This window comes from Simiduia litorea, from assembly GCF_042853465.1.
Lineage (GTDB): Bacteria > Pseudomonadota > Gammaproteobacteria > Pseudomonadales > Cellvibrionaceae > Simiduia > Simiduia litorea.
Genome location: NZ_AP031497.1, coordinates 1699114 through 1718409, shown reverse-complemented (window position 1 = coordinate 1718409; position 19296 = coordinate 1699114). Strand labels below are relative to the sequence as shown.

Below are 19296 nucleotides of genomic sequence, written 5' to 3'. Positions count from 1 at the left end.
AAGGGCCTTAATAATTTTTTAAAAGAAAGGCAATGCCTACCTACACTGCACCCGCGATATCATAAACGTCAAATCTAAGGTTGAAACCTGCATAATTACCTAACAATGCAGGTCTCTTTCAGAGCAAGAATTAACGCTCCCGGCGCCAGCTTGTACCATCTTTGCTATCTTCCAACACGACACCGGCAACTTTTAGTTGATCGCGAATTTCATCGCAACGGGCCCAATTTTTATTGGCTTTAGCTGTTACTCGCTCTTCAATTAACGCTTCAATATCTGCGGCTTCAATTTCACCGTCCGCGCCCTGGGTCAACCATTGTTCTGGATCTTGCTGCAGTAGGCCGAGTAAGTTTGCGCAGGTCAAAAGTTCAGATTTTAACGCAGCCTGATCGATAGCACCGGCTTTGTTTAAAGATTTTGACAGTGCGTGTAGCTCACTAATAGCCAACGGCGTATTCAAGTCATCTAATAAAGCGGCGTAAAATTTCGATGCTGAAATATCGACTTCAACCAAAGCCACATCGCTCACGGCTCTCAATGCGGTATAGAAGGAGTCCAGATTGGTTTTAGACTGTTCCAGCAGCTCGACCGAAAAATCCATATCAGAGCGATAGTGTGCACTCAGCAATGCGAGACGAATAACTTCACCGCTATAGCTTTCAAGTAATTCCCTGACGGTGCGAAAATTACCCAAAGATTTAGACATTTTTTCGCCGTCAATATTGACGAAACCATTGTGCATCCAATACTTAACAAAAGGCTCGTTGTCATGCGCGCAGCAACTTTGTGCCAACTCGTTTTCATGATGCGGGAAAATTAGATCTTTACCACCACCATGAATATCGATGGTATTGCCGAAGTGCTTTTCGATCATCGCCGAGCACTCTAAATGCCAGCCTGGACGACCGAAGCCAAAGGGGCTATCCCAGCCGGGTTCGCCTTTAGCCGAGGGCTTCCAGAGTACAAAATCGCCGGCATATTTTTTGTAAGGCGCCACTTCGACCCGCGCACCGGCCAGCATATCCTCTAAGGAGCGACCAGACAGCTTGCCATAATCAGCCATGGACTGAACGGCAAATAACACGTGACCCTGTGCTTCATAGGCGTGACCTTTAGCCACAAGCTGCTCGGTCATGGCAATCATCTCGCCAATATGTTCGGTGGCATAAGGCGTGATATCGGGCTCAAGATTATTCAGCGCCGCCATGTCTTTTTGATATTCTGCCGCAAAGCGGCTCGACACCACGTGAATAGCAACGCCCTCTTCGGCCGCTACTTTCATGATTTTATCGTCGACGTCGGTAATATTACGGGCGTAGGTCACCGAGGGATAAATCGATTTCAGCAAACGAAAAAAAGTATCGAACACCACAACCGGACGCGCATTGCCGATGTGCACCAAGTTATAAACCGTGGGCCCACACACATACATTTTTACCGCCGCCGGGTCTATCGGTGTAAAAACTTCCTTTTTACGGCTAGCTGAGTTGTATACCTGTAACGACATCATAAATTCCAAATATCAATGTGTGGGTTGCTTCTAAAAAAAACATCAAACGTTATTGGCCCAATTATCTTTTAACCCAATGGTGCGATTAAAGACTGGCTTTTCGCTGCTGCTGTATTTGCTATCGAGGCAAAAGTAACCTTCGCGCTCAAACTGATAGGCAACACCGGGCTCGGCATTGGTCAAACTCTTCTCTGCCTTGGCATTGCTGACAATCACCAACGCGTCCGGATTAATGGCATCAAGGAAGTTTTTATCGCCGGCATCTGGTGCTGCATCATTAAACAGGCGGTCGTATAAACGTACTTCACAATTAACGTTTTCAGTGGCAGACACCCAATGGATAACACCGCGCGGATTGATCCCCTCGGGTGGATTGGCGCCAACGGTGTTTGGCACCAAACTGGCTTTAATCTCTACAATATTACCGGCAACATCTTTAACGGCTTCGTCTGCTTTTATGATGTAGGCACCGCGTAACCGCACCCACTCACCTAAGACCAGACGTTTAAATTTCTTGCGCGACAGGCTGGTATCTTCGGTAAAATCGTCGCGCTCAATGAACAACTCTTTCGTAAACGGTAACTGACGCTCGCCCATGTCGGCATTATTCGGGTGTACCGGTTGAGTCATCGTCTGGGTTTCACCCTCAAAGTTACTGAGCACTACTTTGAGTGGATTTAACACGCACATAGCACGCGGCGCCGACTCGTTGAGTTCATCGCGCACGGCAAACTCCAACATGCCAACGTCCACGGTGCTAGCCGCTTTGGTCACGCCGATTAGTTCACAAAATTTACGCACAGCCGAAGCGGGATAGCCGCGGCGGCGCATACCGGAAATGGTGGGCATGCGCGGATCATTCCAACCATCCACATAATTATCGTCAACCAGCTGCTTCAGCTTTCGCTTGGAGGTAACGGTGTAGTTCAATTCTAAACGCGCAAATTCATACTGGCGCGGTTTACTGGGCACAGGTAAATGCTCGATGAACCACTCGTACAGCGGACGGTGATCGGCAAACTCCAACGTGCAAATAGAATGGGTAATACCTTCGATCGCATCTTCTTGACCGTGGGCAAAATCATAGGTGGGATAAATGCACCATTTATCACCGGTTTGGTGATGCGCCAACTTGCGAATGCGGTACAAGATCGGATCGCGCATATTGATATTGGGCGATGCCATATCAATTTTTGCGCGCAGTACACACGCGCCTTCATCGTACTCGCCAGCGCGCATTTTTTCGAACTCGCGCAAATTTTCTTCGACGCTGCGGTTGCGGTGCGGACTATCTTTACCCGGCTCTTTCAAGGAGCCGCGGTAAGCACGCGCCTCGTCGGGCGACAAATGGCAGACATAGGCATCGCCTGCATTGATTAAATAGATAGCCCACTCGTAAAAGCGCTCAAAGTAGCTGGACGCGTATTTAATATCGCCTGCCCAGGTGAAACCCAACCAGCGCACATCCTCGGCAATGGCGTCCACGTATTCCTGGTCTTCCTTACCCGGGTTAGTGTCGTCAAAGCGCAAATTACACTCGCCGCCAAACTCCTGCGCTAGGCCAAAATTTAAACAAATAGACTTGGCATGACCAATATGCAGGTAACCATTAGGCTCAGGTGGAAAGCGGGTCACGATTTTGGTGTGCTTTTTATCGGCTAAATCCTGACGTAGGATCTGCTGTAAGAAATTTTGCGGCTTGGTATCTGACATGTGAGCTCAACAATGGGTGAATTCGAGCGCCCTCGGTTCACGGGCGCAGACAAAGGCGGTATTATAGCCGGCTCCCAAACGGGTCAACACCCGTTATTAGGTAGAATTTTGAGGAAATACCATGATTACCCTACAAACTAACTTCGGCGACATCGTAATTGAGCTGAATTTCGACAAAGCGCCTAAAACCGCAGCTAATTTTCAGCAGTACGTTGAAGATGGTTTCTACGATGGCATCATATTTCACCGCGTTATCGACAACTTCATGATCCAGGGCGGTGGTTTCACCGCTGATATGGCGCAGAAGCCTACGCGCGAGCAAATTGAAAACGAAGCCGACAACGGCCTCGCCAACGAAGAAGGCACCCTCGCCATGGCGAGAACCTCCGATCCGCACTCGGCCAGCGCTCAATTTTTCATCAACGTGAAAAACAATAGCTTCCTGAACCACACCGGCAAAAACATGCAGGGCTGGGGCTACTGCGTATTCGGCAAAGTGGTGTCCGGCATGGACGTGGTTAAACAGATTAAAGCCGTTAAAACCGGTAATGCTGGTGGCCACCAAGACGTACCGGTTGAGCCAGTCATCATCCAAAAGGCCACTGTAACCGCCTAATGACTAGCTATTTCATCTCTGATTTACATCTAGATGCAGCGCGCCCGGACGTTACTCGGGCGTTTTTGCAGTTCTTAACGACGACTGCCCAACAGGCCAAGGCGCTCTATATTTTAGGCGACCTGTTCGAAGCGTGGATTGGCGATGACGACGATGCGCCTCTAGCACTAGAAGTCCAGGCAGCGCTGAAAGCCTACTCAGACGACGGCCACGCACTCTACTTCATGCAGGGTAATCGGGATTTTTTGGTCGGCGCTGCATTTTGCCGGCGCACCGGCGCAAAACTGTTGCCAGATCCAACGGTGATCGATCTGCATGGTAAAGTGACCCTGCTCATGCACGGCGATACCTTGTGCACCGACGATGTAGACTACCAACAATTTCGCGCCCAAGCGCGCAACCCGCAATGGCAGGCGCCGCTCTTAGCGCAGCCACTCGCCGCAAGACGCCAGCTGGCCGCTAAGATCCGCGCCGAGACCAGCTCACTCGCGGCCATGAAAGCCGAAGACATCATGGATGTGAATCGCGACGAAGTTGCGCGCGTCATGCTGACCCACCGGGCCGACTTACTAATTCACGGCCACACTCACAGACCCAACCGACACGCAGTTAACCTTAAAGGCCAACAGGCCGAGCGCATCGTTTTGGGCGACTGGCACACATCGCTTTGGTATTTGGCACTCTCGCCCAATGCGATCGAGCTGATCGAACAACCCCTATAACTCGTGGCGTTAAAGGCTGGGCACACCGCTGTGAAAGCGAAATACGGTGTCGCTAGACTCGATCAACCCTTGCTCTAACGTGAGAAATTTATCCAGCTGCTTTTCGATAACAGAGGGCGACTCCAACAAACCCGCCAAGGTCAAGTAATCTTGGTAGTGACGCGCCTCCGATTTCAACAACGACAAGTAAAAGGCCTTCAACGCCTCATCCAGAAAGGGCGCTAGCGCTTCAAATCGCTCGCACGAGCGCGCCTCGATAATCGCGCCGATTAACAAGGTGTCCACCAATTTTGCTGGTTCGTGGGTGCGGGCCGCCTGGCGCAATTCGGCGGCATAGCGTGCCGCCGACAATTGCACATAGGTCACCTGCCGCTTCTTCATAAAGCCCAGCACCTGCTCGAAATGACGCAACTCTTCCCGCGCCAGACGCGACATTTTGTTTAACAGGGTAAAAGCGACTGAGTCATCGAGGTTGTAAGGGCCTTTTTCGACATTGTTCATGCCGTATTTCCACATTAGCCCCTGCGCTGTTTGCGCCGCCTTAAGCTCGCAATTAGCGTGGTCGATCAACAAAATATCAGGCGCCTGTAGCGCCGCTTCGATCCAGCGCTGTGGCGTCGCACAGCGCAAAAATGCTTTAATTTCTGGAATTGCTGTCATAGGAAAGTCGTTAATGGGTGTTGTTTATCAAGAGGCCGGTATGGCCAAGCCTGGTGCGATATACGCATCGTAGTAAGCTACCGATAAGGCGTAGTAATCGGCATCAATATCGCTCTTAATTTGCGCCAGATCCGCAGCAACCAAGACCCGCAAACCGTAGTGTTCCGGCGCCTGGATTTGGCTGGCGCCCGCTCTCAATAAGTCAAAGACCCAGCAATAGGGGTCGCGATCATCGCGATAGCGCACGCGCTGTAACTCCAGCTGAACTTTAAGCGCCGTTAGGTCAGTAATTTCTAGGTAGCGCGACACCACCTGCACCAAAAACCCCGCCAAGCGCTGCTCGATAATCACGCGCTGTTCATGGCTATAGGCGTTCCAATCGATAACCTCGTGGGCAAAGCGCTTGCAACCACGACAAACACTATCGCCGATGCCAGTAGAGCAAATGCCAACACAGGGCGTTTTTACAGGTTTAAACATGGGACAACAGAAGATTCCAAGGCTAAATTGAACCGGTTTGCAGGGGTGGAACCATACCTTAATCACGACTGCCAAATCCACCTGCATTGCAACATAAGGCTGCTATGCTTAGGCAGGCTGACACGGCGGGAAAATGCCAACCAAGAACCATTCACGGAATAAATAGTCATTATGTAAGTAGTTGATTTACAAGGTCTGCACTTAACATAGACCGGTAAGTCCGGTAGAATTTCCACCCCGCAAAGAGCCCGAAAAGTGGCTTACACAATGATTCACATCGCCGCATACATAGCTGGCGCATAATCATGCCGTACCAGATTCCCAGTTAGCGCCATTTAGCGCTACCCGGGCCACGAAAGTAACCTAGCCAATGACATGGTCATGCCAGGCGCTTTTAATCACAGACACAGAGGATATTCATCGTGCTTGAAGCTTACCGTAAACACGTCGCAGAGCGCGCCGCCGAAGGTATACCGCCAAAACCCCTGAGTGCCGAGCAAACGGCCGAGCTGGTTGAGCTATTAAAGAATCCGCCCAAAGGCGAGGAAGACACTCTTCTGGACTTAATCACTAACCGCGTACCACCAGGTGTGGATGAAGCAGCCTATGTGAAAGCCGGTTTTCTATCTGCCGTGGCGAAGAGCGAGGCAACATCGCCGCTAATCAACCCAGAATCAGCAGTAAAACTGCTGGGTATGATGTTAGGTGGTTACAATATCGAAACGTTGGTTAGCCTACTCGATGATGCCAAATTGGCTAAAGCGGCGGCCGAAGAACTGAAGCACACCTTGCTCATGTTCGACGCCTTCCACGACGTACAAGAAAAAGCCAAAGCCGGTAATGCCAACGCACAAGCGGTCATGGAATCTTGGGCTAAGGGCGAGTGGTTCACCAAGCGCAACAAAGTACCCGAATCCACCAAAATGATCGTGTTCAAAGTCACTGGTGAAACCAACACCGATGACCTGTCACCGGCGCCAGATGCTTGGTCACGCCCAGACATCCCCTTGCACGCCAATGCCATGTACAAAATGTCGCGCGACGGCTTAACGCCAGACGACAACGGCACCACCGGCCCTCTCAAGCAAATCGCTGAAATCAAGGCCAAAGGCTTACCGGTTGCTTTCGTTGGCGACGTGGTTGGTACCGGCTCAAGCCGTAAATCTGCCACTAACTCAGTCTTGTGGTTCTTCGGCGACGACATTCCCGGTGTGCCCAACAAGCGCGCTGGCGGCGTGTGTATCGGCAACAACGTAGCCCCTATCTTCTTCAACACCATGGAAGATGCCGGCGCCTTAGTTTTCGAAGCCCCAGTTGAAAAAATGAACATGGGCGACGTGATTGAAGTACGCCCTTACGACGGCAAAATTTTAAGCGAGTCGGGCGACGTACTGTCTGAGTTTGAATTGAAGTCCGACGTAATTCTGGACGAAGTACAAGCCGGCGGTCGCATTCCGTTGATCATTGGCCGCGGTTTAACCGAAAAAGCGCGCGCCGCCCTCGGTATGGAACCCTCTACTCTGTTCCGCAAACCCGATGTTCCCGCCGCCTCGACCAAGGGTTTTACCTTGGCCCAGAAAATGGTCGGTCGCGCCTGTGGTTTGAAAGAAGGCTTAGGCGTGCGTCCTGGTACTTACTGCGAACCCAAAATGACCACCGTGGGCTCGCAAGATACCACCGGCCCCATGACCCGCGATGAACTGAAAGACTTGGCTTGCTTGGGCTTCTCTGCCGATTTAACCATGCAGTCTTTCTGTCACACAGCGGCTTACCCCAAGCCCGTGGATATTGACACTCAGCACACCCTGCCCGACTTCATCATGACCCGTGGCGGTGTATCGCTGCGCCCAGGTGACGGCATTATTCACAGCTGGTTGAACCGCATGCTGCTACCCGATACCGTCGGTACCGGTGGCGACTCGCACACCCGCTTCCCCATTGGCATCTCCTTTCCTGCGGGTTCAGGCCTTGTTGCCTTCGCTGCGGCAACCGGTGTTATGCCATTGGATATGCCTGAATCTGTATTAGTGCGCTTCTCTGGTAAAATGCAGCCCGGTATCACCCTGCGCGATTTGGTACATGCCATTCCTTTGTACGCCATCAAACAAGGTTTACTGACCGTTGAGAAGAAGGGCAAAAAGAACATCTTCTCTGGCCGCATCCTAGAAATTGAAGGCTTGCCAGATCTTAAGGTGGAACAAGCTTTCGAATTGTCTGACGCTTCAGCGGAGCGCTCCGCTGCCGGCTGTACCATCAAGTTAGATAAGGCGCCCATTAAGGAATACCTGACCTCTAACATCACCATGCTGCGCTGGATGATCGAGCAAGGTTACGGCGATGTTCGCACCCTGGAGCGCCGTGCCCGCAACATGGAAAAATGGTTGGCCAACCCCGAGCTGATGGAAGCCGATAAAGACGCCGAATACGCCGCAGTTATCGACATCAACTTAGCCGATATCAAAGAGCCTATCGTGTGCTGCCCGAATGACCCAGACGATGCGAAAGTGTTATCTGAAGTAGCTGGTCGCAAGATCGATGAAGTGTTCATCGGTTCGTGCATGACCAACATCGGCCACTTCCGCGCCGCCGGTAAGTTACTCGATGCAGCGAAAGAAGAGCTTTCTACCCGTCTATGGATTGCACCGCCAACAAAAATGGACGAGCACCAGTTGATGGAAGAAGGTTACTACAACATCTTCGGCCGCAAGAGCGCACGCACGGAAATGCCAGGCTGCTCTCTGTGCATGGGCAACCAAGCGCGTATTGCACCCAACTCAACAGCCATTTCTACATCCACCCGTAACTTCCCGAATCGCTTGGGTACCGGTGCCGATGTATTCTTGGGCTCTGCAGAACTTTCTGCGGTTGCAGCACTGATGGGCAAACTGCCAACACCGGCGGAATACCTATCCTATGCAGACAAGTTAGATAGCATGAGCGGTGAGATTTATCGCTACCTCAATTTCAACGAAATTGAGTCCTTCCAAAAATCTGCAGACGAAGGCAAGCGCATCGCCGCCGTTCAGATTCAGGATGTTGTGATGTAATCCATTCGCTGTCGATCTGCAAACGATCAAAAAAGGCCCGTATGAAAATACGGGCCTTTTTTTTGCTCTGCGTTGCGGCGGCAACACCTCCGCCAAATATGCCAATAGCATCTATACTCAAACCAATCATCACAGCTGCCCATAGACCTCTTCTAGGATCAACAGTGTCGAGCATTTCACCAAGGTTTCAAAATCTAACGCTGGCGTCGCTTAGTGTTTATTTATGCGCACTAACATTTTCAGCACAGGCAAGCTTGCTGGCGCTCACTCCAGCACAACACGCTTACCTCGCCTCCAAAAAGCAACTCACCTATTGTGTTGACCCCAACTGGATGCCATTTGAAGCTATAAAAAACGGTGTTCATATAGGCATGTCAAAGGATTATGTCGAGCTCCTTAGCACAAGCCTCGAAATCCCTTTTGTTCTTGTCCCCACTTCGCGCTGGCGCCAAACGCTCGACTATCTCGATCAAGGCCGATGCGACCTCATTCCCATGTTGAATCGCACAGAAGAGAGGGAAGCCTACGCCAAATTTTCAGAAGTTTACCTTACAGACCCTAATGTATTGGTCGTTCGCAATAGCCAAATGAGCAGTATCAAAAGCCTTTCCGACCTGCGTGGCAAATCTTTAGCCGTCATTGACGGCTATATGCAGGAGGAAAACCTACGCAACGCACATCCAGAAATAGCCCTTGTGCGGGTTGCGTCTGAACTCGCTGGTTTAATGCGCGTCTCAAGCGGTGACGTAGACGCCGTCGCGGGCTCACTACTCGCGGTAACTCGCCACATTCAAAATGCCGGTCTATCAAATCTTCACATTGCCACTGACTTGCCACAAGGAGACGAATTGCGTCTAGCAGTTAATAAAAACAATCCTGAACTGCTAGCCATTTTAGAATTAGCCATAGACAACTTTTCCTATCAAGATCACTCCCGTATCTACAGCAACTGGAACCCAATCGGCATCACCGCCAAAACTGATTACAGCCTGACCTGGAAAGTGGGCTTGGCATTATTACTAATACTGCTGTTGCTGTTTGAGCGGTACCGCACCAGTAAAAAGACGAACAGCCTTTTGCTGGAGAAAAATATGGAGCTGAAAGCAGTACATGCACAACTGTCAATCCAACATAAACATCTTCTGCACCTTGCTACACACGATAACTTAACAGGTTTACTTAATAGAAAAAGTATTCTGGAGCATATAGAGAAAGAATTAATCCGTTGGCGCCGTCAAGAATTCCCACTCACGCTACTAGTGCTAGATTTGGACAAATTTAAAAGCATCAATGACCAATATGGGCACAACATCGGCGACAGCATATTAAAAACCTTTGCAGCTACTTTAATTAACGTCGTCAGAGAAACAGATTTTTGCGCCCGCTGGGGTGGCGAGGAATTTATTATTGTCAGCTCCAACACCGATACTGCATCGGCAAGCATACTTGCAGAACGCATACATAAAAAATTGGAAACAATAACGAAACCTGGTACGCCGGTAGCTCACTGCAGCATTGGCATAGCCCAATACCGCCAAGCCGATGACTTCGAGCAATGGTTTGAACGCGCCGATAAAGCGTTATATCGGGCAAAAATGCGTGGAGGAAAATGCACAGTTACCGAAGCTGAAAATAGTAAAGAATAAACATTCAGGCGGACTAAACACTCAAACATTAAATTCTCATAAACAAGCGAATCAAACGGTTAAGCTGTAGAAAAATTTGCTCTTTAGTAAGTTCGCCACCCTCAGTTAAACCCTGGTATTCCAAGCGCTGCATTTCGCCCAACAAAAGCGCCGCATCAATTTCAGGCTGATCGGACCCTAGACGATGGCAGACCGCAACAAAATCGGATTTAAATCGTGTTTTTAACTGATAGCCAATATCGCGCAATCCTTTCTCAAGATGTAAATCATAAAACAGCGTCATCTCTAGAATCAGATTATCGGTTTTATTTTTGAATTCATCTAAGATATATTCAGCCGCCACTGTCGCCAACCAATCAGCAACCTCAGCCTTTTGCGCCCCAGTATCAACACTCATGGAATCCAGTTGGGAATTAATAGCAGACCAAACATCGCCCACAGCCTTCCCTGTACGCTCGCTATAGAATTCAAAGGCATGCCGGATAAGTTCCTGTAAATCTTTGAAGTAATATGTCGTTAACGATAGATTGACGCCCGCCTCGGCCGCCACAGCGCGATGCGTCACTGCATGATGACCGCGCTCAACAATTAATCTCAGGGTAGCCTCTAAAATAGTTTGTCGCGTTTGTTCGCCTTTTGCACGACGAGACTTGGTTGAATCGCTCATTACTCGATCTCTATTTTTTATTCTGCGTTCGCTCTGTGGAATTTTAGCGTAATAGTCGACTAGCCACTGCCCTCTCGACACTCCTAGACCAACCGCTGATCGCTCGAGTCGCTTATTTTTGAGCAAAAAATGCCCGCACCGTATCGGCCTCCCACATCGTATCTTGGTAGCCTAACTCAATCAGTTCGGAGCAAAACTGGGGCGCAAACAAAAGATAACTCGCCGCCGTCGCGCCGCCACCTTTTGCAGTTGCGCCGGTAGAACTGAAAAACCAGCGCAAGGTTTTGGGTAAATAGCGCACTTTTCGCCCTGCAATTTTATCCAGCTCTTGAGACGGCGAAATAATCAGACTTTCCACAGTGCGCAGGGGCAAGCCGGCTTCTTTGCGCTTCTCTTCTGGTACCATGTTAAGCAATTTATTCACTCGGTCTAAGTGCTCAATATCGGCCTCCATGCTATCGACGAAGGCGGCATTAAACAAATGACCGATAATTTGCGCCATCGACGGTGAATGGCGTACCGGCCGCCGCTTACCCCAGTGCTCGGGGTTTCTGTTACCACTCACCCCCACCACAAAAACTCTATCCGCGCCTAGGTGTAAAGCCGGGCTAATTGGCGCCAACTGCCGCAATGCACCGTCACCAAAATACTCTCTATTAATACGCACGGTTGGGAAAATCGTGGGTATCGCCGACGATGCCAATAAGTGACGCGCATCTAACTGCGTGGGTGTGCCGATACGATGGTAGCGACGCCAGCCTCTCAACTCAGGCTTGCCTTGAAAAAAGCTGACCGACTCTCCCGATGAATAACCCATCGCGGTAATACAAACAGCATCTAAACTGCCGCTTTCAATCGCCGGCGCGATATTTTTAAAATGAATGTTATCGTGAATCAGTTGATGCAGCGGCGAGTTATCTAACAACGCGATCGGCTGAGCCTTACCCACTCCTTGGTTAAAAAAAGACAGGCCTATTTTGCCGACACCGCGCAGTAAATCACCAAGCGAATTTTTATACACTTGATCGACGGTGAGGTTTTGCCACATACCCACTAGGTCAGTCACGGACTCCCGAAAAGACCCGGTATGACTGGCGATGGCAAGCGCGTTAATAGCACCGGCCGAGGTGCCACAAATTATGGGGAACGGGTTTTTCTGGCTAGCGGGAAGGATCTCGGCCAAAGCCTGTAAAACCCCCACTTGATAGGCCGCGCGTGCGCCGCCACCGGAAAGAACAAGAGCACTCTTCATATGACGGTAATCTTCCCTAGATGAGAAATAACTTGGAAAACCTGGCCGGCGCCTCGTTGCCCGATGACTTTCACAGTCACACATTGAGTAAGTAAAAGATGGACACTGAAGCGTCCATCAGGTTTCAAAAAACGGTATTCAACCTTCCCACGCCGCATGGGGTGATGCAGATCGAGCCACATGGGATATTCCTGCTAAGTCCAACGAATTGCGCTAGATTGACGAAATATCGCCGATCAAGCAAGCCTATGCCTTTGATAAGGTGAAAATTGAACGATTTTCATACAAAAATGCCAGCATTGAGCTGGCATTTTGCAATCTAGACTAACAGAGGCTATGAACACCGCTATGCTGCAGGTTTTAATTCTCGCCGTAAAATTTTACCGACATTTGATTTCGGCAACTCGGTTCTAAACTCAACGCTGCGCGGCACTTTATAACCGGTCAAGTTGGTACGGCAAAAAGCGATGATATCTTTTTCAGTTAAGCTAGTATCTGAAACCACCACAAACAGCTTAACCTGCTCGCCACTTTTTTCATCCGGTAAACCGACGGCTGCTGCCTCGATCACGCCTGGATGCTGACAAATGACATCCTCGACTTCATTCGGGTAGACGTTAAAGCCAGACACAATAATCATGTCCTTTTTCCGGTCCACAATACGCACGTAACCGTCTTCTTGAATGACCGCCATATCGCCAGTCTTCAACCAGCCCTCGGCATCCAAAACCTTGGCCGTTTCTTCGGGGCGCTGCCAATAGCCTTTCATCACTTGTGGGCCACGCACGCAAAGCTCACCGGCTTCGCCCTGTGCCAAGGTGTTACCCGCTTCGTCGATGACTTTCAATTCCGTTTCGGGTACCGGTAAACCTACCGTACCCTGCTGGATGGCGGCTGGCGGGTTAAAGGACACTACCGGTGATGTCTCGGTCATTCCGTAGCCTTCACCCACCACACAACCAGTCACTTCCTGCCAGCGTTTAGCGGCTTCCGTGGTCAGTGCCATGCCGCCAGACGCGGTGGTATGGAGTGATGAAAAGTCTAATTTGGTAAAGGATTCATCGCGGCAGAGTGCATTGAACAAGGTATTCAAGCCGACAAAACCGGTTATCTGCTTACCCTTGATCATTTTAACAAAGCCTGGAATATCCCGGGGATTAGGAATCAAGGTCGACTGGCAGCCAGCGGCCAGCAACGTCATGCAATGCAGCGTAAAGGCGTAGATATGGTACAGCGGCAGTGGCGCAACATAGTGCTCCTTGCCGATACTGACCGAATCACCAAGCATTTCGCGTACCTGTTGCATATTGGCAACCAAGTTGGCGTGCGTCAGCATCGCACCTTTAGCGACGCCTGTAGTGCCACCGGTGTATTGCAACACAGCAATATCCTGCGGCTCTTGCGAAGACGGCTCATAGCGGTTCAAGTCACCCGCTTGGAAAGTAGAGCGCAAGCTGACCTGGTGCTTAAACGAAACCTTAGGGACTTCCCGCTTTACGTATTTCAATACCGCGTTGATCAAAAACCGCTTAATAGGGGGGTGTAAGTCGCCGACTTCGGTCACGATCACTTGCTTAACGGCAGTTCTGTCCACTACCTGAGCAGCCACATCGGCAATATTGGCAAGCACAACCAACGCCTTAGCACCCGAGTCATTTAATTGGTGCTCGAGCTCGCGCTGGGTGTACAAAGGATTGGTATTTACAACCGTCAGGCCAGCGCGCAAGGCACCAAATACAACCACGGGGTATTGCAATAAATTAGGCAGCTGCACGGCAATGCGATCACCGGGCTTAAGCTCAGTGCGCTGCTGTAGATAACAGGCAAACTGCAAACTCAAATGATCTAACTCTGCGAAGGTCATGGTCTGACCCAAACAGGTAAACGCTGGATTGCCTGCAAAGGTTTCGCAAGCTTTGTTTAACACTTCAACCACAGTGCTATTAGTATCTATCACGTGTCCTCCTCCACCGTCACTCTTATCGTTATCGGCTACGAGTTATTGTGCTGGTAATCGCCTATGCCATTACCCCTAGTTTTGTTGCGCTCACGTTTTAATCTATGGGTGCGAAAACCTCGATCAGCTTTGACGCCAAGGCCAGGCTTCCCGCCACTTTGATATGGCCAAACATGAAGGCCTGCATGCCGCTAACTCGCCCCTGAAACAGTTCATCAAGGGTTTTCCATTCCATGGTAATGGTTAAGTCTGCGGAAGATGACGCGTCGCCGGCGTTAAAATCTAACTGCCCGCACTTTATACGCATATAGAAATTACTGCCATCGGGAATGACATACTGAAACAGCGAGTCGATACCAGCGGCCTGTTCTGGCCTAAAGCTGGTCTCGAATCGCTGCTGCAATTGCTGGAAAGTAAATGCCACTTGGCCCTATTCCAGTTTAGAAAGCGAAGTGTTCTGCTTCCAGAGCCATCAAGTTGTTGGCGCCAGACTTCATGGTGTCAACCAACGCACGAGTGCGTGGCAACAAGCGCTGATAGTAGAAACGAGCGGTCTTGAGCTTGGCTTCGTAGAAAGCTGCATCCGCCGCCCCACTGTCTAACTTAGCCTGTGCATCGGCAGCTGCCATAGCCCAGAAATAAGCCAGCGTGGCGTAACCAGAGTACATCAAGAAGTCTACCGACGCCGCGCCCACTTCCTCTGGGTTTTCCATGGCCAACAAGCCAATGTGCATGGTTAACTCGCCCCACTCTTTATTAATTGCCATTAACGGCGTAATAAATTCGGCGACCTTGTCGTTACCTTCTTGCGCCTTACAGAACTTGTGCACAATCTTGGTAAAACGCTTGAGCGATTCACCGTTGGTCATCAACACTTTGCGGCCCAATAAATCGAGCGCTTGAATACCGGTTGTACCTTCATACAACATAGAGATGCGGCAATCGCGAACGTTCTGCTCCATGCCCCACTCGGCGATAAAGCCGTGACCACCAAAGCACTGTAGGCCTAAGTTGGCGGCTTCAAAGCCGGTTTCAGTAACAAACGCCTTGGCAATCGGGGTTAAGAAGCCCAGTAGCTCATCGGCCACCTTACGGGCTTCTTCGTCTTCACCACGGTCAACGATATCAACCTGTTGCGCCGTGTAATAGATCAACATACGCGCGCCTTCAGCCAAGGCTTTTTGCGTCAGCAGCATACGGCGAACATCGGGGTGCACGATGATTGGGTCGGCTGGACCATCGGGATTTTTAGGGCCAGACAGGGCGCGCATTTGCAGACGGTCGCGGGCGTATTCCAAAGACTTCTGGAAGCCTACTTCAGCGTGCGCCAAACCTTGCAAGGCGGTGCCCACACGAGCGGTGTTCATAAAGGTGAACATGCAGTTCAAACCTTTATTTGGCGGGCCAATTAAGAAACCCTTGGCGCCATCAAAGTTCATCACACAGGTCGAGTTACCGTGAATGCCCATCTTGTGCTCGAGCGAGCCACACTTCAGCGCGTTGCGCTCGCCCACTGAGCCATCGGCGTTAACGTTGAACTTAGGCACGATGAACAGGGAGATACCCTTGGTGCCAGCCGGTGCGTCAGGCAGGCGCGCTAACACGATATGGACGATGTTTTCCGCCATGTCGTGCTCGCCGGCCGAGATGAAAATCTTAGTGCCAGAAATATTGTAAGAACCATCGGCATTTGGCTCGGCCTTGGTGCGCAGCATGCCGAGGTCGGTACCGCAATGAGGCTCGGTCAAACACATGGTGCCAGTCCAGCTGCCCTCAACCAATTTGGTTAGGTAATGCTCTTTTTGCTCGGCCGTGCCATGCGCTTCGATGGTATTCATAGCGCCGTGCGACAAGCCTGGGTACATACCCCAAGACCAGTTAGCAGAGCCTACCATTTCACTCAAGATAGTACCCAAGGACTGTGGTAGACCTTGGCCACCGTGCTCTTCGTGGTGACACATAGACGGCCAACCCGCTTCTACATATTGCTGGTAAGCGTCTTTAAAGCCGGTTGGCGTGGTCACTTCGCCATCATTCCACGTGCAGCCTTCTTTATCGCCCACGGCATTGAGAGGTGCCAACACGTTCTCACAGAACTTAGCGCCCTCTTCAATCACGGCGTTAACTACGTCTGAGCTCGCCTCGTCACCGCCGGGCAGAGACTGGTAATGCTGCTCATAGCCAAGCAGCTCCCACATTACATATTGGATTTCGCGCAACGGGGCTTTGTAATCACTCATGTCATCAACCTCTGGTTATTCGATTGGGTATTGCCACAGAATCCGTTATTACGCCTTGGCTCTCAATAGCGAAATCAACCACATTAGCTGACATTTTTGCGCGCCTCGGGGTGGCTTCGGCTCAAGTGTAGGCGCAAATAGCGGCCTCTGATGGGGAATTAGGGCTTTTCTAAGCCTTTGCGGTAGTCGCCAGGGGTAACACCGGTCCACTTTTTAAAGGCGCGGAAAAAGGCACTGCTTTCGTCAAAGCCCAAGCGCTCCGCGATGCAGCTATTGGTGAGTTCAGGGCAGCTCAAATAGTGGAACGCGGCCTCCATGCGGCACTCGTCCTTCAAGCGCTGATAAGAGGTATCTTCGGCTTGGAGTTTACGCCTTAGCGTGGTGACCGATAGGTTTAAGCGCGAGGCCACGTCTTCGGCGCTGGGTTGGCTACCACTCACATCTTTCGACAAGATAGCCCTCACTTTCGCCTTCAGACTTTGCTGGCTGGCATCGCTAATCACCAAGTGATAAGGCGCCGAGCGCACGAAATCCATCAGGGTATCTTGATTTTGCACCACCGGTGCGTCCAAGAAACTGGCATCGAACTCGTAACCTGTGAAGGCTTGATCAAAGTGCAATTGTGCTGGGTAGCACTCGGCCATTTCGCGAAACTCATCGGGACAGGAAAAGGCGAAGTAAATGCCGGTCAGCGGTATCTCTCGGCCTATTAGCCAGGAATTAAAGCGCTGCCATACCGCCAAACTCGTGCGCACCTGATTCGGTGTGGCGCTCGCGACCATCTCAGCGAAGGCCTCTGGCGTGACCGAGCTAATACCGCACATTTCCACCCGCGCGACACCGGGCAAGGGCTCCAAGAGACGTGACCGAACAAGAAAACCGCGGCAAATCTCACAAAACTCGCCAGAGCGGACGATGGCCTGACGGAGATTGGTGGATTGTATAACCGTGAGACACAAGAGCCGAAAAGACCCAAGCCGGACCTTGCCGCCGCTGAACATGCCAAAACATTCATCTTGCATCACCCGCATAACGCGCTGATACAACTGGCCGTACTTGAGTGCAGAGAAGCCTCGACCGGGCGTGAGCTCATCCTCAGCAATACCTAATTCCAGCATCAATTGATCGCGATTACCGCCATTCTCCGCCACGGTTTGCAGCAGAGTTCGGGCATATTCACTGGGTACACTGACGTCGGCTTGAGCCATGTAAATTACATTAATCTTTGCTAAACAGAAGGTGCCATAGTTTACGCCATAAATGCGCAAACAGATGCACAAGAACCACCGTCAAGGCGGCGGCAAACATGATAACTAAGAGCGCTAAAAGGCTGGCTAAGGTGAAGCGCAAGACTTCACTCATGGGCAGCTCCCACGCCAAAATAGCCGCTAAAACAAAGGCTAAACAGGCCGCCAAGCTCAATGCTAGCGAACCCTTTTTCTTAAACAATCGACCAATAATCATTCACAATCCAAATACTGAATATAATCGCCTAGCGCGACGGGATTAGCCTATCGAGTGCATAGGCTACGCCATCTTTTGATGACGAGCGAGTCACAAAATCAGCGCAAGCCTTGACGGCAAAGGACGCGTTTTCCATTGCCACACCCACCCCGGCCGAGAGTAAAAACTCACAATCTGAACCGCCGTCGCCAAAGGCAATAACCTGCTCGCGGGCTAAGCCATGATAAGCGAGCAGCTGCTGAAACAATGCGGTTTTATTCACCTCGCGCGACACCACGCTAGCAAACTGCCACAGGGGGCGCGACGGTAAGTGTGCATAAGCAAATTGAAATTGCGGCCAACTTTTCTCTAGCGCGGTCAGTCCCTGGGGGTCACGCGCCAAATTTGCGCCTAACAGTAATTTGTACACGGGCTGATCGGGCCAAGCATTGATGGCATCAAGCACTGGCGCAACACCCAAGTGGCGCGCGTGCTCGTGGCCAATATCGCTCATAGACTCGACCCGGTAATGGTCGCGATAATAGATTTCCGAATGAAACCCCTGCGCCTCAGCCTGCATCAATAATGGCGCCAGCTCCACCAGGGTCAAGGTGTGATCCGCATGACTAAGCCCCTCGGCCTCACAGAGCGCACCGGTATAAAACACACTCGGCGCGCTCATGGCGAGCTGGCGCTGCAGTGCCGCCGCGGCGAAAGGCGGCCTACCGGTTGCAAAAGCCGTCAAAACACCCTGCTGTTGAATACGCTTGATTGCCTGAGCGACGGTCGCCGACAGTGCCCCGTCGGCATCCAATAAGGTGCCGTCGATATCAAAATAAGCAAGACGAATAGATGACGCTGGCAACTCGCTTTGTGCAAGTTGCTCTAAATGAAGAGTTTCCATGGATTAAACGTGTAAGCCGCCTTCGTGACTCCATTCACAGCGCACCGAAATGCCGCCGGAACCCGGCGCGTGATAGCTACCATTAGATTCCCACGTAAAGGTGTGGGTGCCGGACAATTCGGTTTCTAAATGCACCGTTGCGCTAACCCAGTACATGCCTGCGAGCAGGTCTTCAAACTTGGCTAGCCACTCCTCCCACTCGTACTCCACCGCTTTATAGGACGCGCCGAAATGCATAACGTCGGTGTGGTATTGGCTAAGCGAGTGATTAATAACGGGGGTAGAGAACATGTCTCGGCACAGGAAAGGCCAATCATCGGCGTCGGGCAAAGACCCCATGGCACGGGCATTCACTTTGCGCCGCTCTTGGTCATTTAATGCACCGCTCACATCTTTAATGCAACCGTATACGATAGACTCCTGATCGTTATACATAGCA

At 51.0% G+C, this 19296-nt stretch carries 17 protein-coding genes; 4 read left to right on the top strand and 13 right to left on the bottom strand.

Annotated features, from left to right (window positions below; translation table 11 throughout):
- Positions 1-130 precede the first annotated feature (130 nt).
- Positions 131-1507 carry a cysteine--tRNA ligase gene (gene cysS / locus ACGHTT_RS07510; protein WP_390594991.1) on the bottom strand — a complete coding sequence of 459 codons (1377 nt, stop codon included), beginning with the start codon at positions 1505-1507 and terminating at the stop codon, positions 131-133.
- Between the two features lie 45 nt (positions 1508-1552).
- Positions 1553-3223, bottom strand: a complete 1671-nt coding sequence (locus ACGHTT_RS07505) for a glutamine--tRNA ligase/YqeY domain fusion protein (protein ID WP_390594503.1) — start codon at positions 3221-3223, stop codon at positions 1553-1555.
- Between the two features lie 121 nt (positions 3224-3344).
- On the opposite strand from ACGHTT_RS07505, the gene ACGHTT_RS07500 reads away from it, so the two are divergent.
- Together ACGHTT_RS07500 and ACGHTT_RS07495 are read left to right on the top strand one after the other, a co-directional pair.
- Complete coding sequence (locus tag ACGHTT_RS07500; RefSeq protein WP_390594502.1) at positions 3345-3839, top strand: peptidylprolyl isomerase; 495 nt, start codon at positions 3345-3347, stop codon at positions 3837-3839.
- Entirely contained in the window at positions 3839-4561 is a 723-nt protein-coding gene (locus ACGHTT_RS07495; protein ID WP_390594501.1) for a UDP-2,3-diacylglucosamine diphosphatase, read from the top strand. The genes ACGHTT_RS07500 and ACGHTT_RS07495 overlap by 1 nt, the downstream gene beginning before the upstream one ends.
- A gap of 9 nt (positions 4562-4570) precedes the next feature.
- On the opposite strand, the gene ACGHTT_RS07490 is transcribed toward ACGHTT_RS07495, so the two are convergent.
- Together ACGHTT_RS07490 and ACGHTT_RS07485 are read right to left on the bottom strand one after the other, a co-directional pair.
- The gene (locus ACGHTT_RS07490; RefSeq protein WP_390594500.1) at positions 4571-5221 is read right to left on the bottom strand and encodes a tRNA-(ms[2]io[6]A)-hydroxylase; all 651 of its coding nucleotides are present in this window, start codon (positions 5219-5221) and stop codon (positions 4571-4573) included.
- Between the two features lie 27 nt (positions 5222-5248).
- Entirely contained in the window at positions 5249-5701 is a 453-nt protein-coding gene (locus tag ACGHTT_RS07485) for a DUF1289 domain-containing protein (RefSeq protein WP_390594499.1), read from the bottom strand.
- A gap of 422 nt (positions 5702-6123) precedes the next feature.
- Here ACGHTT_RS07485 and acnB point away from each other — a divergent pair, with 422 nt between their 5' ends.
- Both acnB and ACGHTT_RS07475 read left to right on the top strand, forming a co-directional pair.
- Entirely contained in the window at positions 6124-8748 is a 2625-nt protein-coding gene (gene acnB, locus ACGHTT_RS07480; protein ID WP_390594497.1) for a bifunctional aconitate hydratase 2/2-methylisocitrate dehydratase, read from the top strand.
- A gap of 41 nt (positions 8749-8789) precedes the next feature.
- Positions 8790-10394 (top strand): diguanylate cyclase domain-containing protein, encoded by a 1605-nt coding sequence (locus tag ACGHTT_RS07475; RefSeq protein ID WP_390594496.1) that lies wholly within the window; start codon positions 8790-8792, stop codon positions 10392-10394.
- A 28-nt stretch (positions 10395-10422) separates the two neighbouring features.
- On the opposite strand, the gene ACGHTT_RS07470 is transcribed toward ACGHTT_RS07475, so the two are convergent.
- From ACGHTT_RS07470 to ACGHTT_RS07430, 9 genes are all read right to left on the bottom strand, one after another.
- A complete protein-coding gene (locus ACGHTT_RS07470; RefSeq protein WP_390594495.1) occupies positions 10423-11061 on the bottom strand; it encodes a TetR/AcrR family transcriptional regulator in 639 nt (212 codons plus the stop codon).
- 112 nt (positions 11062-11173) lie between these two features.
- Positions 11174-12313 carry a patatin-like phospholipase family protein gene (locus tag ACGHTT_RS07465; protein ID WP_390594494.1) on the bottom strand — a complete coding sequence of 380 codons (1140 nt, stop codon included), beginning with the start codon at positions 12311-12313 and terminating at the stop codon, positions 11174-11176.
- Between the two features lie 346 nt (positions 12314-12659).
- Complete coding sequence (locus ACGHTT_RS07460) at positions 12660-14270, bottom strand: AMP-binding protein (protein WP_390594493.1); 1611 nt, start codon at positions 14268-14270, stop codon at positions 12660-12662.
- A 97-nt stretch (positions 14271-14367) separates the two neighbouring features.
- On the bottom strand, positions 14368-14694 hold the full coding sequence (locus ACGHTT_RS07455; RefSeq protein WP_390594492.1) for an SCP2 sterol-binding domain-containing protein: 327 nt from the start codon (positions 14692-14694) through the stop codon (positions 14368-14370).
- Between the two features lie 16 nt (positions 14695-14710).
- Entirely contained in the window at positions 14711-16510 is a 1800-nt protein-coding gene (locus tag ACGHTT_RS07450; protein ID WP_390594490.1) for an acyl-CoA dehydrogenase C-terminal domain-containing protein, read from the bottom strand.
- A gap of 158 nt (positions 16511-16668) precedes the next feature.
- On the bottom strand, positions 16669-17718 hold the full coding sequence (locus ACGHTT_RS07445; RefSeq protein WP_390594489.1) for an AraC family transcriptional regulator ligand-binding domain-containing protein: 1050 nt from the start codon (positions 17716-17718) through the stop codon (positions 16669-16671).
- A 10-nt stretch (positions 17719-17728) separates the two neighbouring features.
- On the bottom strand, positions 17729-17974 hold the full coding sequence (locus tag ACGHTT_RS07440) for a hypothetical protein (protein WP_390594488.1): 246 nt from the start codon (positions 17972-17974) through the stop codon (positions 17729-17731).
- A gap of 28 nt (positions 17975-18002) precedes the next feature.
- Entirely contained in the window at positions 18003-18857 is an 855-nt protein-coding gene (locus tag ACGHTT_RS07435) for an HAD family hydrolase (protein WP_390594487.1), read from the bottom strand.
- Positions 18858-18860: 3 nt separating this feature from the next.
- Positions 18861-19292, bottom strand: a complete 432-nt coding sequence (locus ACGHTT_RS07430) for a hypothetical protein (RefSeq protein WP_290262393.1) — start codon at positions 19290-19292, stop codon at positions 18861-18863.
- Positions 19293-19296: the final 4 nt, after the last annotated feature.

Bases quoted from the DNA above. Each gene is read 5' to 3' on its own strand.
- ACGHTT_RS07450 (WP_390594490.1), bottom strand. From the start codon at position 16,510: ATGAGTGATTACAAAGCCCCGTTGCGCGAAATCCAATATGTAATGTGG.
- ACGHTT_RS07485 (WP_390594499.1), bottom strand. From the start codon at position 5,701: ATGTTTAAACCTGTAAAAACGCCCTGTGTTGGCATTTGCTCTACTGGC.
- ACGHTT_RS07465 (WP_390594494.1), bottom strand. From the start codon at position 12,313: ATGAAGAGTGCTCTTGTTCTTTCCGGTGGCGGCGCACGCGCGGCCTAT.
- ACGHTT_RS07495 (WP_390594501.1), top strand. From the start codon at position 3,839: ATGACTAGCTATTTCATCTCTGATTTACATCTAGATGCAGCGCGCCCG.
- ACGHTT_RS07505 (WP_390594503.1), bottom strand. From the start codon at position 3,223: ATGTCAGATACCAAGCCGCAAAATTTCTTACAGCAGATCCTACGTCAG.
- ACGHTT_RS07445 (WP_390594489.1), bottom strand. From the start codon at position 17,718: ATGGCTCAAGCCGACGTCAGTGTACCCAGTGAATATGCCCGAACTCTG.
- ACGHTT_RS07430 (WP_290262393.1), bottom strand. From the start codon at position 19,292: ATGTATAACGATCAGGAGTCTATCGTATACGGTTGCATTAAAGATGTG.
- ACGHTT_RS07440 (WP_390594488.1), bottom strand. From the start codon at position 17,974: ATGATTATTGGTCGATTGTTTAAGAAAAAGGGTTCGCTAGCATTGAGC.
- ACGHTT_RS07470 (WP_390594495.1), bottom strand. From the start codon at position 11,061: ATGAGCGATTCAACCAAGTCTCGTCGTGCAAAAGGCGAACAAACGCGA.
- ACGHTT_RS07435 (WP_390594487.1), bottom strand. From the start codon at position 18,857: ATGGAAACTCTTCATTTAGAGCAACTTGCACAAAGCGAGTTGCCAGCG.
- ACGHTT_RS07490 (WP_390594500.1), bottom strand. From the start codon at position 5,221: ATGACAGCAATTCCAGAAATTAAAGCATTTTTGCGCTGTGCGACGCCA.
- cysS (WP_390594991.1), bottom strand. From the start codon at position 1,507: ATGTCGTTACAGGTATACAACTCAGCTAGCCGTAAAAAGGAAGTTTTT.
- ACGHTT_RS07500 (WP_390594502.1), top strand. From the start codon at position 3,345: ATGATTACCCTACAAACTAACTTCGGCGACATCGTAATTGAGCTGAAT.
- ACGHTT_RS07475 (WP_390594496.1), top strand. From the start codon at position 8,790: ATGAAAATACGGGCCTTTTTTTTGCTCTGCGTTGCGGCGGCAACACCT.